The sequence below is a fragment of the Winogradskyella sp. genome (assembly GCF_965656915.1).
Classification (GTDB): Bacteria; Bacteroidota; Bacteroidia; order Flavobacteriales; family Flavobacteriaceae; genus Winogradskyella.
Genome location: NZ_CBFHMI010000017.1, coordinates 24,889 through 40,019, shown reverse-complemented (window position 1 = coordinate 40,019; position 15,131 = coordinate 24,889). Strand labels below are relative to the sequence as shown.

Genomic DNA, 15,131 nt, shown 5'->3' with positions numbered 1-15,131 from the left:
ACCATACCATCGTTGCTTGATGATATAGTTTTCTAGTACATCAGACAGAAAAACTTTTACAAAATCCTCGTTTTCCATTAAAGCTTCCCACTTTACATCGAAATTGTATGGGGAATTAAGGTTAACGGTTGTGGATTTCTTTTTAGCCATTTTAATTATTTATCTTAAATATATGAAATGGTAATGTTGGATGCAACTCTACAAAATTCCATTCACTATGCCAATTATAGCTGCTTCCTGTAACTAAATCATTAACTGTAATTTGTTGTCCTGCATTAATTCCTAAATCAGCTAAAGGCAATTGTACTGTACCTTGTTGTGCATAATATTGTTCCAAACTTATAATTATTAAAAGCTCGTCTGTTTTTGAATCATTCCACTTATAAAAAGCTAACAGATTATCATTTTCTATATGACAGAATTTAATATTATTTGTTTGCTGCAAAGCTTCGTGCTTATGACGAATAGCATTTACTTTTGCTATAATTGCAGTTAGTTTATTTTGAATATTCCAGTCGTAATGCTTCACCTCAAACTTTTCAGACATATAGTACTCTTCCTTTCCTGGAATGGCGTCATCAATCTGATATTCGAATACAGGTCCATAAATACCAATATTAGAACTTAAAGTAGCCGCTAAAACATAACGCTGAATATACTTAGACTCATTGGCTCCCTGCAAATGATAAGGATTAATATCTGGAGTGTTTGGCCAGAAATTAGGTCTCATGTACTCGCGCTGATCTGTTTGTGTTAACTCTGTCATATACTCAATTAACTCGTGCTTAGTATTTCTCCATGTGAAGTAAGTATATGATTGTGTATAGCCTTGCTTGGCAAGCTGTTGCATTACTTTAGGTCTTGTAAATGCCTCTGCTAAAAATAACACATCCGGATGCTTTTTCTTGACTTCAGAAATTGCCCAATTCCAAAAATAATAAGGTTTAGTATGTGGATTATCTACTCTAAATACATTGATACCACAATCTATCCAGTAAAGTAATGTATCCAAACACTCTTTCCATAGGTTTTTATAGTCTTTACTCTCCCAATATATTGGTAAGATATCCTGATATTTCTTTGGTGGATTCTCAGCATACTGAACGGTTCCATCTGGTCTCCACTTAAACCAATCTGGATGTTCTTTTACCCAAGGATGATCTGGTGCAGCTTGTAGTGCATAATCCATAGCTACCTCTATTCCCAGTTGTTTTGCTTTTTTAACTAAAGTTTTAAAGTCTTTAATAGAGCCTAGTTGTGGATGTATATCTTTATGACCTCCATGTTTAGAACCGATTCCCCATGCAGAACCAACATCGCTTTTACTAGCCTCTGTTGTATTATTTCTACCTTTTCTGTTCACCTCACCAATAGGATGAACTGGCGGAAAATATAAGGTATCAAAACCCATATCTGCAATCCTGGGTAAGAGTCGTTCGCAATCTTTAAATGTTGCATGCTGACCTTCAACTTCTGATGATGATCTTGGAAAAAATTCATACCAGGTACTAAATAATGCTTTCTTTCTATCCACATACACCTTTAGTTCATTTGATTCGTTATAGAGGTCTTTACTTGGATATTTGAAAAATAATTGATGAAGTTCTTGAGATTGTGATTCTTTAATCGCTTCGTTATATTTTGTCTCATCATTGAAACAGTTTATACAATGAGAAAGATAGGCGTGCTCTTTCTTAGATGCTTTTTTTAATAGTGGTTTTAAAAGCGTTACACCTTCCAGTAGTTCAGACTTAACGTGTTGGTTATCTTCAATCTTTCGTTCTATACCATGTTGCCAGTTGAGTGCATGATCTACCCAAACTTGTACTTTATAACTATAAAATCCTTTCTTGTCAACGTTAAATGAAGCACTCCATTCATCATTAACGATATGTTGCATTCTTACTTCATTCCACTTGCGTTCTTTTTCGTCCTTATAAAGAACAGACGCTGCAATAACATCATGTCCGTCGACTAAGACATGCGCTTTTACATTGACAATTTCATTTACTACACGTTTTATATAGAATTCTCCACAATTAATTTGAGGATAAACCGCATCTATTACTACACGCCTTTGATTATACATAGTGTTGGTTGATTGTAATTAACATCACGAAAATACCATAGATTATTGATAAATAAAAGATAATATTTCGGTTGACTATACTACATCGTTTGATTGTTGATTATTAAAGTTAATAAGCACACAATCTATATTAAGACAATAGGTCTTTAACTTTTTCGTCTTTTGTTACTTTAGAAAGGTTAATTGCCGTTTCAATTAATGCTAAATGAGAATAGGCTTGTGGAAAATTACCAAGTAAACGTTTTGTTTTAAAATCTAAATCCTCACTAAATAAACCTACATGATTACTGTAAGACAGTAATTTTTCAAAATGCTTTACTGCTCTTTCTTCTTCGCCAATTTTAAATAAGCTATTAATAAACCAAAATGTACATATGGTAAAAGATGAAGATGGTAAACCAAAATCATCCTTATTTTTATAGCGATACAATAAGCCATCATTAGATAATTCTCGCTCAATAGCTTTTACAGTACTAACGTATTTTGGATGTTTGGCATCTATAAAGCCATAAGACTCCATCAACAGTACAGATGCATCTAAATCATCAGACCCATAAGCTTGTGTAAATGATTTTGCAGAGTCACTCCAAGCATTCTCCATTATATCTTCTCTAATAGCTTCTTCTAACAACTGCCAACGTGCCAGTTTTGACGTTTTACCTAATAATTTTGAAACCTTAATAGCCTTGTCCACAGCAGTCCAGCATAACACTTTAGAAAAGGTAAAATGTTGATCTTCCGATCTAAACTCCCAAATTCCTTTATCTGGCTCTTTCCAATGTTTATTTACCACCCAAACAATACCTTTGGTGATATTCCATAACGCTTCTCCATCCTCAATATCGTTTTTAAAATTCAATACTAACTGATGTATCATATCCATTAATATGCCGTAAATATCATTCTGTTTTTGTTTGTAAGCGGCATTACCAACTCTAACTGGGCTAGAGTTTTTATAACCAGATAAATGCGGTAAAAACTCCTCAGTTAATTTCTTTTCACCATTAATACCATACATGATTTGAAGTTTTTCGTCTTTATCTGGTATCAAATTGATTATAAATTTTAAATAACGTTTCGCTATATTTTTATGGCCTAATGTTGACATTACTTTAATTACCATAGAGGCGTCACGTATCCAGCAGAATCTATAGTCCCAATTCCTTACTTCACCTATAGTTTCTGGTAATGAGGTTGTTACGGCAGCTAAAATAGCACCGGTTTTATCATAACTTAATAACTTCAGTGTCATAGCACTTCTCGCTATTTGACGATTATATTTGTTATAAGAAGTAGTGCGCTCCATCCAATTTAACCAATAAACTTTGGTACGCTCAAATTCCAAAAATGCCATTTTCAATGTTGGAACAAATAGCTTCTCATGATATCCTACTAAGAAAAAATGATCTGAATTTATTTCTAAGGATTCCCTTTTTACCAATTTCTCTTTATCCAAATCTGTATATAGAAACAGTGTATCATAAGTTTCTTTATCCGTTAAGCTTACTATAAAATCATTTTTTATATAGGTATTTGTATCAAATTTTGCGTATTCTAACTTAGGATTGTAAATAAATTTTACAGAAGGTTTACCTGAAATATGTTTAATATACCTAATAAGTTCTGGTGGAGCATGATATGCTCTGTTCTCTTTATAATATCTTGGCATGAAATCTCTGACCTCAAAAGCATCTAAACCGTTACTAAATCTTGTAATGAGTATTACTGTATTTTCTATATACTGTTGAGTTATATGGTAACTATCATCCACTTCAATACTAAATGAACCACCAATTTGTTCATCTAATAATTTCCCAAAAACCGAAGGAGAATCAAACTGAGGTAAACAACACCAATCTATAGATCCTGTTTTAGAAACAAGCGCAGCGCTTCTGCAGTTACCTATAACACCATAATCTAAATTATTCATGAAATTTTTGTTTTTTAAAGTATAAAACCTTTTATTTTTTTAAATTAACGAAATCCTATCAATTAGAACAATAATCTTTATGAATAAAACTATAATTGTTTCAAACCGTTTGCCGCTTCAAGTTTCAATCGAACAGAATTCTTTAGAAATTGTTCCCAGTGTTGGTGGTTTAGCTACAGGTATGAAATCTGTTCATGCAGAAGGGAATGGAATATGGGTAGGTTGGTCTGGATTACCTGAAAACGAATTAGACACTGCACTCTCTAATGAAGTTCAAGCAAAAATAAGAAAAGCAAAATGTGTTTCAGTTCCGCTTACCAGTGAAGACATAGAGTTATATTATGAAGGTTTTAGTAATAGAGCACTCTGGCCTTTGTTTCATTATTTTATGGAGTATACTGATTTTGAGCAAAGAGAATGGGAAGCATACAAACGTGTTAACCAAAAATTTGCCGAAGTAGTCATTGATAATTTAGAAGATGGTGATACCGTTTGGGTGCATGACTACCAGTTATTATTACTACCACAACTTATTAAAGATCAAAAACCAAATACAACTATTGGTTTCTTTTTGCACATCCCTTTTCCTTCTTATGAAATATTCAGAACGTTTCCATGGAGGGAAGAAATTTTAACTGGAATGTTAGGTGCAGACTTATTAGGTTTCCATACTTATGATTATGAACGGCATTTTTTAAGTTCCATCAAACGTATTTTAAGATTGGATGTCAGTTTCAATGAAATTAATTATCATGATAGAGTGATAAAGGTTGATTCTTTCCCAATGGGAATTGATTATGACAAGTTTTATAACGCTGCCCTTGAACACCATAGTGGTTCTGTAAAAAAATCAGATCTTAGAAAACGATTGGAAGAACATATCTCTGAAGATAAAAAATTGATTTTGTCTATTGACCGAATGGACTATACCAAAGGTATACCAAATAGAATAAAAGCTTTTGAATATTTTTTAGATAACTACCCAGAATATAAAGAAAAAGTTAGACTTGTTATGTTAGCTGTGCCATCGCGTTCCAATGTTCCCCAGTATCAAAAACTAAAACGTGAAACGGATGAGCTTGTTGGTAGAATTAATGGAAAATTTGCAACGGTTAGCTGGACACCAATTTGGTATTTCTACAGATCTTTACCATTTGACGATTTAATAGATCTTTACATTTCTTCAGATGTTGCCTTAATAACACCTATCAGAGACGGAATGAATCTGGTTGCTAAAGAATATGTTGCCACAAGAACTAATGTTGATGGTGTCCTTATTCTAAGTGAAATGGCTGGTTCTTCAAAAGAAATGAACGAAGCACTATTAATAAACCCTAACAGTTTTGAAGATTTTGCCGTTAATTTAAAACGTGCGTTAACCATGCCAATACAAGAGCAAAAAACCCGTATTAAGTTCTTACAAAAGCGATTAAAACGCTATGATGTTGAGAAATGGGCTAATGAATTTTTTAAATCTTTAGAGAATACTAAAAAATTGAGACATGGTAACATTACTAAAAAACTATCGGGTGATTATGAGAAGAGGTTTGTGAAAAACTTTAAAGAAAAAAAGAAAAAATTATTACTCTTAGATTATGATGGAACATTGGTAGGCTTTAAAGATAATCCACAAGATGCGAAGCCAGATGATGCATTATTTCAGCTTTTAGATCAACTACAGAAAACATCTACATTAGTACTTATAAGTGGACGAGATAAAGATACCTTTCAACGATGGTTTGGACACAAACCTTACAATTTAGTAACTGACCATGGTGTTTGGCTTTATAAAAATAAAGAATGGATAACCTTAGAGCGTCTAAAAACAGATTGGATGGAAAATATAAGACCTATTTTAGAAACTTTTGTTGATAGAACACCTGGAACATTTATTGAAACTAAAAACTACTCGCTAGCCTGGCATTACAGAACTGCAGACCCTGAACTTGCTAAAATTCGTACTTTAGAATTAAATACAGTACTCACCAGCATGGTTGCTAATAATGGCTTATCAATTCTACAAGGAAACAAAGTTATCGAAATAAAGAGTAGCAATGTTAATAAGGGAAGGGTCGTTAGTCGCTTATTAACTGAAGAAGACTATAATTTTGTTACCATTATTGGAGACGACTGGACGGACGAGTATATGTTTGAAGAAGCACCAGAATGGGCTTATACGATAAAAGTTGGTTATACTAAGACTAAAGCAAGATTTCAAATAAAGGATCCTGAAAAAGTGCGTGAGCTGCTACAAAAATTAACCTAAAACATTAGATTAAATGTGAGTGCTTTAGTCTAATAGAATTTAATTTATATTAAAATAACATTCGTATTTTACAATACAACTTGAGTAACGCCCTATATAATAGTACCTTTAGGAATTGTAGCCTCTTTTTTAATCACCACAATACCATCTTTAATTACGTATTTGTCAGTTTCTGTATCTTTTAAATGTGTTCCACCATTTATTCTAACATCATCACCTATTCTACAATTTTTGTCAATGATTGCATTTTTAATGAAACAGCGCTCTCCAATACCCATTAAAATATTAATCTTTTCAGATTCTATGTCTTCTAGTGACTCGTACGTGTCGCACCCCATCATATAAGTATTTATAATAGTAGTTTCTTTACCTATTCTAGATCGTATACCAATTACAGATCTCTCAATTGTTGCAGCATGAATTAAACACCCTTCTGCTATTACGGCTTTATTTAAGGTTGTTCCAGATATTTTAGATGTTGGTAATATACGTGCATTGGTATAAACTCTATTATCTAAATCATATAAGTTGAATTGTGGTATTTCGTCAGTTAAACCAAGGTTGGCTTCAAAGAAAGAATCGATATTTCCAATATCTGTCCAATAGCCTTCAAAAGGAAAGCTGACAATTTTTAATTTATCAATATTTTGAGGAATAATCTCTTTTCCAAAATCTACTGTAGTCTCATCATCCATTAATTCAATAAGAAGATCTCTGTTAAAAATATAAATTCCTGTTGATCCTAAATATTCACGCCCTTGTTGTTTCATTTCTTCACTTACATCAGATTTCCACTCAACAATATCTTCTGAAGATGGTTTTTCAATAAATGATGTAATTCTATTAGTATCATCGGTCTTTAGAATACCAAATGAAGTACCATCTTTAGCGTTAACAGGATAAGTTCCTACAGAAATATCAGCATTTGCCTCGATATGAGCATTGATCATTTCATTATAATCCATTTGATATAATTGGTCACCCGAAAGTATAAGTGCATATTCAAATTCGTGTTGTAAAAAATGGTGCATACTTTGTCTCACAGCATCTGCTGTTCCTTGAAACCATTTATCGCTTTTCATAGTCTGCTCTGCAGCTAATACGTCTACAAATGCAGAACTGAAAAAACTAAAGTGATATGTATTTTTAATATGCCTGTTTAATGAGGCCGAATTAAACTGTGTTAAAACATACATACGTTTAATCTCTGAATTGATACAGTTAGAAATTGGTATGTCTACCAATCTATATTTTCCTGCAATTGGAACCGCTGGTTTAGATCTTTTCTCTGTTAAAGGATATAAACGAGACCCTTGGCCTCCTCCTAAAATTATACTTAATACTTTATTATTTACCATTAGTTATAAGTGATTGATATATTGCTTTAGTTTGCTTTGCTATGGCTTTCCAATCAAAAAATTGCTCCACCCGTTCCCTGCCATTTTTTGCCATTTTATTTCTTAATGCTTTATTTTTAACAAGAATATTGATGCCAATAGCTAAATCTTTAGAAAATTGATCTGGATTTACTGGTTCGAACGGTGCAGACTTCTTTTGTTCTACATTAATTAATAATCCTGTTTCTCCTTCAACAACAACCTCCTTTATACCACCGACCGCACTTGCAACGACTGCCGTTTCACAGGCCATAGCTTCAATGTTTATAATACCAAAGGGTTCATATATTGAAGGGCAACAAAATACATCTGCATGAGAATATAATTGAATGACGTCTTTTTTTTCTAACATTTTATCAATCCAAAATATATTATCTCTGGATTTTGAAGCCATATCTACTGCATCCTCCATTTCTTTGGCTATCTCTTTTGTATCTGGTGCTCCTGCACATAATACTATTTGCGTGTCTTCATCAATATATTTTATTGCATTTACCAAATGAACTATTCCTTTTTGTCTGGTAATTCTGCCTACAAACAAAACATATGGCTTATTCTTATCAATACTATAAGTCTCTAATACATCCGTTTCATTAACAACAACATAATCTTTTAGGTCTATACCGTTATAAACAACTTCAATTCTACTTTCGTCGACATCAAAATGTTTTAAAACATCATCTTTTGTTTCTTCTGAGACTGCTATTAAACAATCAGCCATTTCTATTGCCGTTTTTTCTATCCAGGAAGATGCATCATAACCTCTACCAAGTTGCTCTCGTTTCCAAGGTCTTAAAGGTTCTAAGGAATGCGTAGTTACAACTAATGGAATGCCATAACACAACTTAGCCATGATACCAGCAAAATGTGAATACCAGGTATGACAATGCACCACGTCAGCATCAATAGCATCAACATTTATATGTAATCCTGTACTGAGGGTATTAAATATAGCTTTTAGTTTTTCATCGGCATCATCAAACAAGTGATTATCATATGGATAACCTTTAACAATAAGGTTTTCAGTATTGACATTCTGATCTCCAAAAGATCTCACTTCGATAGAAATCAACTCAGCTAATTCTTTTGCCAAATATTCAACATGTACTCCTGCTCCACCATAAACATAAGGTGGGAATTCTCTTGTTAGAAATAATGCTTTCATGTAAGTTTTTGCTTAAGCTTAGGACTATTAAAAAACGGAATTTGAATTTACAATTAAATATTAAGAAATTTTGCCTTTTTTAATATTAATCTACGACCTAAAGTTAGTAATGAAAAATAAAGAAAGTATAATATTAATAATTAAGATATCGTTAAATATTTAATACTGTACATTCTATATTATAACTTTACAAAAAACAAAATGTATGAAAAAGATGTTATTATTTGTGGCAATAAGTTTATTAGTGAGTTGTAATAGTACAGCACAAAAAAAAGACAATCAAGAAAAAGAAACATATCCTGTTACCAAAACTGAAGCTGAATGGAAGGCAGAATTGTCGGATATGGAATATTATGTATTGAGAGAGGCTGGCACAGAACGTGCATTTTCGAGTCCATTAAACAAAAACTACAAAAAAGGAGTTTATCATTGTGCCGGTTGTGGCACACCTTTATTTAAAAGCGAACATAAATTTGATTCTGGTTCAGGCTGGCCAAGTTTTGATAGAGAAATTAAAGGCAATTTGGCGTTCTCAACAGATTATAAAATTGGTTATTCACGTACAGAAGAACACTGTGCTACTTGTGGTGGTCATTTGGGTCATGTTTTTAATGATGGCCCTAAAAAAACTACAGGCAGGCGCCATTGTATTAATGGTGCTGCCTTAAAATTTGTAGCTGAGGAAGATTCTGAAACTGATGAGTAGTTATCTCAATAGTGTTTTAAAACAATTTACCTATCATAAAAGTCTTGGCGATAAAACCATTGCACAATTGAAGTTTGATGATTTGCAAAAAGAGACTGTAGCAGATGCAAATTCTATTTCAATAATTGTGAAACACTTAGCGGGAAATATGTTGAGTCGCTGGACCAATTTTCTAACGGAAGATGGTGAAAAAGAATGGCGCAATAGAGATGAAGAATTTGTCGATTCTTTTACATCAAAACAAGACCTATTAAATTCTTGGCAAAAAGGATGGCAATGTCTATTTATTGCCATTGAACAATTATCTGTTTCAGAGTTAGAGCAAATCATTTTTATACGCAATCAGGGTCATACCGTAACTGAAGCTATAAATCGACAAATGATGCATTATGCCTATCATGTCGGACAAATTGTTTATATCGGAAAACTAATTAAAGATAAAGAGTGGGAATCATTATCTATTCCAAAAGGACAATCAAAAGACTACAATAATGAAAAGTTCTCAAAAACTAAAGGCAAAAGACATTTTACAGAAGACCTTTAATATTACGTTTTGGTTTCGTAACTTCGAAGCTTCAAAATTCAACTAAAAAATTACTCATGAGTAAATACGATATTATAGTATTAGGAAGTGGGCCTGGAGGCTATGTAACAGCGATTAGAGCATCACAATTAGGATTTAAAACTGCTGTAATAGAAAAGGAAAGTCTAGGTGGTGTTTGTTTAAATTGGGGTTGTATTCCAACTAAAGCATTATTAAAATCGGCTCAGGTTTTTGAATACCTAAAACATTCCGAAGATTATGGTCTAAAAGTAAAAGATGCTGAACACGATTTTGATGCTGTAGTAAAACGTAGCCGTGGTGTTGCTGATGGCATGAGCAATGGTGTTAAGTTCTTAATGAAAAAGAATAAAATAGATGTTATTGAAGGCTACGGAAAAGTAAAGCCAGGAAAAAAAGTAGAAGTTGAAGGTAAAGTGTATTCTGCTGATCATATAATTATAGCTACTGGTGCGCGCTCTAGAGAATTACCAAGCTTACCACAAGATGGCAAAAAAGTTATCGGTTATAGAAAAGCTATGACCTTAGACACGCAACCTAAGAAAATGGTTGTTGTAGGTTCTGGTGCTATTGGTGTAGAGTTTGCATACTTCTATAACTCAATGGGAACTGAAGTTACTATTGTAGAATATATGCCAAAAATTGTTCCTATTGAAGATGATGAAGTTTCTAAACAACTCGAAAGAAGCTTTAAAAAATCTGGAATTAAAATTATGACTTCAGCAGAAGTCACTTCTGTAGACACTTCTGGTAAAGGAGTAAAAGCAACAGTTAAGACCAAAAAAGGTGAAGAAGTTTTAGAAGCTGATATTGTTCTATCAGCAGTTGGTATTAAATCTAATATTGAAAATATTGGACTAGAAGATGTTGGTATTGCTGTTGATAGAGATAAAATTTTAGTGAATGACTACTACCAAACTAACATACCAGGCTATTATGCTATTGGAGATGTAACACCAGGGCAAGCCTTAGCCCACGTAGCTTCTGCGGAAGGCATTTTGTGTGTTGAGAAAATTGCAGGACAGCATGTTGAAGCTTTAGACTATGGAAATATTCCTGGTTGTACGTATTGTTCACCAGAAATTGCGAGTGTAGGATTAACTGAATCGCAAGCCAAAGAGCAAGGACTAGATATAAAAATCGGCAAATTTCCTTTCTCAGCTTCTGGTAAAGCAAGTGCTGGTGGAAATAAAGAAGGATTTGTAAAGGTAATATTCGATGCTAAGTACGGTGAATGGTTAGGATGCCATATGATTGGTGCCGGAGTAACTGATATGATTGCCGAAGCCGTATTAGGTCGTAAATTAGAAACAACAGGACACGAAGTGTTAAAAGCAGTGCATCCTCACCCAACTATGAGTGAAGCTGTAATGGAAGCTGTGGCTGATGCTTATGATGAAGTCATACACTTATAAATAATATTATAAACAGAAAAAAGCGATTCAAATGAATCGCTTTTTTTATAATTTATATCCTAATCCTAGAAAAATAATATTGGGTGATAGTTCTTCAAAGCCTAATGTGTATTTCATATGCATGCTTAGTTTAGTAGACAGATCATAATCTAAACTCACATCTGCTCTAACTTTAAAGCTATTTACAAATACGTCAAAAAAGTAATTTAAACTAGGCCCTATCAGAATATGAAAGTTGTTATTAATGTCATACTTTAAATAAATAGGTGCATTAATAAACTCAAAATCTCCTACACCCTTATATAATAGTTCAGGTTGAATATGAAACCCACTATCAATCTTAAAATCAGCAAAAAATCCACCGTAAAACCCAGTATCTGAATCTGGATTTGTTCCAAAATCACCTTCTGTAACTTTGAAAAACGTAATATTTACACCACCTTTTATTCCAAATTCAACTTGGGCAGTAGAATATTGAATACCAAAGACTAATACTATAATAACGAATAGGTTTTTTATCATTATCTATTGTATGAAACTTTTAATTGCTAGTTCATAGCTCTTTAGTCCAAAACCAAGAATAACACCTTTTGCGTTCGGTGAAATATAAGATTTATGCCTAAATTCTTCTCTTGAGAAGGTATTAGAAATGTGTACTTCTACAACGGGAGTTTCTATGGCCTTAATAGCATCACCAATACCAACTGACGTATGTGTGTAGGCTGCTGCATTTAGAATAATGCCATCATAGGAAAAACCGACTTCCTGAATTTTATCTATTAACTCTCCTTCTATATTAGACTGAAAATACTCTAAACTTATATCAGGAAATTTAAATTTAAGCTCCTTAAAATAATCTTCAAATGTTTTATTCCCGTAAATTTCAGGTTCGCGCTTGCCTAACAAATTTAAATTTGGGCCATTAATAACTATGAATTTATTCATATCGTAAAGATATTAAATTATGCGCATAAAAAAACCGAAGTAAGAACTTCGGTTTTTCATAGTAATCCTAATATTCACTTAAAATCTATAGCCTAAGCCAATTTGGAAATAATTAAATTTTGTTTTGATATCAAACTCCTCTAAACCAGGTAAATCATCATCTAAACGATTAGACAAACCAAAAGAATACCTTGCATCAATAACAACTTCTTCAGTAATATCAAAAGCAGCTCCAATGGCTACACCAATTTCCTATTCTATTAAATCCCTCAGAATCTTCTTCATTCACTAAATAATCGAACTGAGGTCCAGCTAATAAACTGAATTGTTCATTGGCTTTGTATTTTGCCAATAGTGGCAAAAACATTACACCTGTACTTTCTCCATCTTGGCTGTAACTCGCATAAGTTAATTCTGGTTGAAAATCTAAGTTATCGGATAGATTGAACTCAGCAAATGCACCAATATAAAATCCTGATACATCATCTGACGCAGAATTACCATCCGCTGAAACTCTTAAAGTTATTGATGTATAACCTGTTTTTATACCAAATGCTGGCTCAGTTGAAGAACTACTATCGTCTTGCGCATTTGTACTAATAACACATAAGAACGTAGCTAACACGAGTAAATTAAATTTTTTCATATTTATGTAATTAATTGATTTATAATAAGAGCGTAAATGTAAGTTTTGGATTACTGATAGATTATTTTTCTTTGTTAAATTTTAGAGCTCTTTATCGACAAAAGAGAACATAAAATATGCCATTTAGATTTCATTACCTTAAGTAAAAGAACAAACATTACATTAAAAAATAAAAATTCGTTTTTATGGTTTTGGAACAATTGAATAATGTCACAAATCTATTTGCTAAAATAAAGCGTTACTATGATATTAATCAGTCTAATAATTTTTTAAAGCCTAACGATGACTATTAATAATTTTATTAAAGTATAAAACAAAAAAAAGAGACCAATATTGGTCTCTTTTTAATTTTATGTTTGTGAGATTAGAATCTGTAACCTACACCTGCATTTAATGTATTTACAGCACCTATACCGTCAACGTGCTCATTTAATTGGAACCCATAACGAGCTTGAACAAAGATGTTTTCCGTAATATTATAAGCAGCACCAAGTGCTAATTGCAAATTCATTGAAGAAAAATCATCACCAAAAGCGTCATCCAAAGCATCTGGAATATCACCACTTGCAAATCCAATTTGAGGACCAGCTAAAATACTGAATTCTTCTGACACATGGTATCTTGCCATTGCATTAACATTAATTAAGTCATAGCTTGCATCATCAACGCTTGAAGTTGTGTATGCGACTTCTGGTTGAACAGAGAAACTCTCTGAGATTTCAAAATCGGCTAAAACACCAAAACTGAAACCAGAAGCATTGTCATTTCCGTCAAATGAGTTACTTGCAAAATTAGCAAATACACCAAAATCTTGAGCATTTACACTCGCAAAAGCGAAAACTGCAAAAGCAGCTAAAAATAATTTTTTCATAATCTTTAAGTTTTAAAATTGATTGCAGCAAAATAAAACCTTTTTTTTCAAATAATAAAGTTTATTATGACAGTTATTAACAATTTTGTAAAACAGATTGAATCAAAGTATTGATATTCAATATTTTAAATTTATTATTATTAACAATTATTTGCTAAAATACGATGAAATACGTAGGTAATTTCATAAATTTTAGGTCTAAAATCCCTAATTTTAAGCATGAAATGGCGAGAAGCAATCAAGGATTACCAAAATTATCTTCGAATTGAACGAGGTTTATCTAAAAATTCAATTGAAAACTATAGTTATGACATTAAGAAATTAATGACGTATTTAGAATCAAATTCAATTGCAGTCTCACCTATTAATATAGATAATGAAGAACTTAAAGCCTTCATATACTCCATTTCTAATACCATTAACGCAAGATCACAAGCAAGATTAATTTCTGGTCTTCGTAATTTTTTCGACTATTTAATTTTTGAAAAATATCGCACTAAAAACCCACTACAACTTATTGAGTCTCCAAAAATAGGACGAAAATTACCAGACTCCTTAACTATTGAAGATATTGATACTATTATTTCTGCTATAGATGTTAATTATCAATTTAGAGGAATTAACCTGGGTCATAGAAATAAAGCTATTATCGAAACATTATACAGTTGTGGATTGCGTGTAAGTGAACTAATTGGGCTTAAAATTTCTGATTTGTTTTTTGATGAAGGCTTTATTAAAGTAATTGGTAAAGGAAATAAAGAGCGGTTTGTACCTATTAGTGGCACTACTCAGAAATATATCAATATATGGATTGATCTAAGAAAACATATAGAAGTTAACCAAGACTCAAAAGATATCTTATTCTTAAATTATAAAGGAGGTAAATTAACACGCGCCATGATTTTTACAATAATTAAAAAACTTGTTGAAAAAATTGGCTTGAAAAAGACGGTATCTCCACACACTTTTAGACACTCTTTCGCTACACATCTTTTAGAAAATGGTGCAGACTTAAGAGCTATACAAATGATGCTTGGACATGAAAGTATAACGACTACAGAGATTTATATGCATGTTAATAGATCACATCTTAGTGATGTACTAAATAAATATCATCCAAGAAAATAGATTATATAAAA

13 protein-coding genes are annotated in these 15,131 nt (G+C 32.3%); 5 read left to right on the top strand and 8 right to left on the bottom strand.

Annotated features, from left to right (window positions below; genetic code table 11):
- Nucleotides 1-151: 151 nt before the first annotated feature.
- Together ACTG3Y_RS06805 and ACTG3Y_RS06800 are read right to left on the bottom strand one after the other, a co-directional pair.
- Nucleotides 152-2,089: an alpha-1,4-glucan--maltose-1-phosphate maltosyltransferase gene (locus tag ACTG3Y_RS06805; protein ID WP_439152173.1), complete on the bottom strand. Its 1,938-nt coding sequence runs from the start codon at nucleotides 2,087-2,089 to the stop codon at nucleotides 152-154.
- Between the two features lie 130 nt (nucleotides 2,090-2,219).
- Nucleotides 2,220-4,019 (bottom strand): glycoside hydrolase family 15 protein, encoded by a 1,800-nt coding sequence (locus tag ACTG3Y_RS06800; RefSeq protein ID WP_439152172.1) that lies wholly within the window; start codon nucleotides 4,017-4,019, stop codon nucleotides 2,220-2,222.
- A 79-nt stretch (nucleotides 4,020-4,098) separates the two neighbouring features.
- Here ACTG3Y_RS06800 and ACTG3Y_RS06795 point away from each other — a divergent pair, with 79 nt between their 5' ends.
- Complete coding sequence (locus ACTG3Y_RS06795) at nucleotides 4,099-6,285, top strand: bifunctional alpha,alpha-trehalose-phosphate synthase (UDP-forming)/trehalose-phosphatase (RefSeq protein ID WP_439152171.1); 2,187 nt, start codon at nucleotides 4,099-4,101, stop codon at nucleotides 6,283-6,285.
- Nucleotides 6,286-6,377: 92 nt separating this feature from the next.
- Here the strand turns inward: ACTG3Y_RS06795 and ACTG3Y_RS06790 are convergent, their stop codons facing one another.
- Together ACTG3Y_RS06790 and glgA are read right to left on the bottom strand one after the other, a co-directional pair.
- The gene (locus tag ACTG3Y_RS06790) at nucleotides 6,378-7,643 is read right to left on the bottom strand and encodes a glucose-1-phosphate adenylyltransferase (RefSeq protein WP_439152170.1); all 1,266 of its coding nucleotides are present in this window, start codon (nucleotides 7,641-7,643) and stop codon (nucleotides 6,378-6,380) included.
- Nucleotides 7,633-8,847 carry a glycogen synthase gene (glgA, locus tag ACTG3Y_RS06785; RefSeq protein ID WP_439152169.1) on the bottom strand — a complete coding sequence of 405 codons (1,215 nt, stop codon included), beginning with the start codon at nucleotides 8,845-8,847 and terminating at the stop codon, nucleotides 7,633-7,635. The genes ACTG3Y_RS06790 and glgA overlap by 11 nt, the downstream gene beginning before the upstream one ends.
- A gap of 205 nt (nucleotides 8,848-9,052) precedes the next feature.
- On the opposite strand from glgA, the gene msrB reads away from it, so the two are divergent.
- The 3 genes from msrB to lpdA are packed head-to-tail and all read left to right on the top strand — an operon-like array spanning nucleotide 9,053 to nucleotide 11,530.
- A complete protein-coding gene (gene msrB / locus ACTG3Y_RS06780; RefSeq protein ID WP_439152168.1) occupies nucleotides 9,053-9,553 on the top strand; it encodes a peptide-methionine (R)-S-oxide reductase MsrB in 501 nt (166 codons plus the stop codon).
- Nucleotides 9,546-10,097 (top strand): DUF1572 family protein, encoded by a 552-nt coding sequence (locus tag ACTG3Y_RS06775; RefSeq protein ID WP_439152167.1) that lies wholly within the window; start codon nucleotides 9,546-9,548, stop codon nucleotides 10,095-10,097. The genes msrB and ACTG3Y_RS06775 overlap by 8 nt, the downstream gene beginning before the upstream one ends.
- 56 nt (nucleotides 10,098-10,153) lie before the next feature.
- The gene (gene lpdA / locus ACTG3Y_RS06770) at nucleotides 10,154-11,530 is read left to right on the top strand and encodes a dihydrolipoyl dehydrogenase (protein ID WP_439152166.1); all 1,377 of its coding nucleotides are present in this window, start codon (nucleotides 10,154-10,156) and stop codon (nucleotides 11,528-11,530) included.
- A gap of 45 nt (nucleotides 11,531-11,575) precedes the next feature.
- Here lpdA and ACTG3Y_RS06765 read toward each other — a convergent pair whose 3' ends face one another.
- The 4 genes from ACTG3Y_RS06765 to ACTG3Y_RS06750 form a co-directional block, all read right to left on the bottom strand.
- Nucleotides 11,576-12,052 (bottom strand): outer membrane beta-barrel protein, encoded by a 477-nt coding sequence (locus tag ACTG3Y_RS06765; protein ID WP_439152165.1) that lies wholly within the window; start codon nucleotides 12,050-12,052, stop codon nucleotides 11,576-11,578.
- A 3-nt stretch (nucleotides 12,053-12,055) separates the two neighbouring features.
- A complete protein-coding gene (aroQ, locus tag ACTG3Y_RS06760; RefSeq protein WP_439152164.1) occupies nucleotides 12,056-12,475 on the bottom strand; it encodes a type II 3-dehydroquinate dehydratase in 420 nt (139 codons plus the stop codon).
- 220 nt (nucleotides 12,476-12,695) lie between these two features.
- The gene (locus ACTG3Y_RS06755; RefSeq protein ID WP_439152163.1) at nucleotides 12,696-13,121 is read right to left on the bottom strand and encodes an outer membrane beta-barrel protein; all 426 of its coding nucleotides are present in this window, start codon (nucleotides 13,119-13,121) and stop codon (nucleotides 12,696-12,698) included.
- A gap of 364 nt (nucleotides 13,122-13,485) precedes the next feature.
- Nucleotides 13,486-13,992: a porin family protein gene (locus tag ACTG3Y_RS06750; protein ID WP_439152162.1), complete on the bottom strand. Its 507-nt coding sequence runs from the start codon at nucleotides 13,990-13,992 to the stop codon at nucleotides 13,486-13,488.
- Nucleotides 13,993-14,211: 219 nt separating this feature from the next.
- On the opposite strand from ACTG3Y_RS06750, the gene xerA reads away from it, so the two are divergent.
- Nucleotides 14,212-15,120, top strand: coding sequence for a site-specific tyrosine recombinase/integron integrase (gene xerA, locus ACTG3Y_RS06745; RefSeq protein WP_439152161.1), 909 nt, complete (start codon nucleotides 14,212-14,214; stop codon nucleotides 15,118-15,120).
- Nucleotides 15,121-15,131: the final 11 nt, after the last annotated feature.

What these genes read in the sequence shown, in the direction of transcription:
- ACTG3Y_RS06805 (WP_439152173.1), bottom strand. Translation starts at nt 2,089, where the DNA reads ATGTATAATCAAAGGCGTGTAGTAATAGATGCGGTTTATCCTCAAATT.
- ACTG3Y_RS06800 (WP_439152172.1), bottom strand. Translation starts at nt 4,019, where the DNA reads ATGAATAATTTAGATTATGGTGTTATAGGTAACTGCAGAAGCGCTGCG.
- ACTG3Y_RS06795 (WP_439152171.1), top strand. Translation starts at nt 4,099, where the DNA reads ATGAATAAAACTATAATTGTTTCAAACCGTTTGCCGCTTCAAGTTTCA.
- ACTG3Y_RS06790 (WP_439152170.1), bottom strand. Translation starts at nt 7,643, where the DNA reads ATGGTAAATAATAAAGTATTAAGTATAATTTTAGGAGGAGGCCAAGGG.
- glgA (WP_439152169.1), bottom strand. Translation starts at nt 8,847, where the DNA reads ATGAAAGCATTATTTCTAACAAGAGAATTCCCACCTTATGTTTATGGT.
- msrB (WP_439152168.1), top strand. Translation starts at nt 9,053, where the DNA reads ATGAAAAAGATGTTATTATTTGTGGCAATAAGTTTATTAGTGAGTTGT.
- ACTG3Y_RS06775 (WP_439152167.1), top strand. Translation starts at nt 9,546, where the DNA reads ATGAGTAGTTATCTCAATAGTGTTTTAAAACAATTTACCTATCATAAA.
- lpdA (WP_439152166.1), top strand. Translation starts at nt 10,154, where the DNA reads ATGAGTAAATACGATATTATAGTATTAGGAAGTGGGCCTGGAGGCTAT.
- ACTG3Y_RS06765 (WP_439152165.1), bottom strand. Translation starts at nt 12,052, where the DNA reads ATGATAAAAAACCTATTCGTTATTATAGTATTAGTCTTTGGTATTCAA.
- aroQ (WP_439152164.1), bottom strand. Translation starts at nt 12,475, where the DNA reads ATGAATAAATTCATAGTTATTAATGGCCCAAATTTAAATTTGTTAGGC.
- ACTG3Y_RS06755 (WP_439152163.1), bottom strand. Translation starts at nt 13,121, where the DNA reads ATGAAAAAATTTAATTTACTCGTGTTAGCTACGTTCTTATGTGTTATT.
- ACTG3Y_RS06750 (WP_439152162.1), bottom strand. Translation starts at nt 13,992, where the DNA reads ATGAAAAAATTATTTTTAGCTGCTTTTGCAGTTTTCGCTTTTGCGAGT.
- xerA (WP_439152161.1), top strand. Translation starts at nt 14,212, where the DNA reads ATGAAATGGCGAGAAGCAATCAAGGATTACCAAAATTATCTTCGAATT.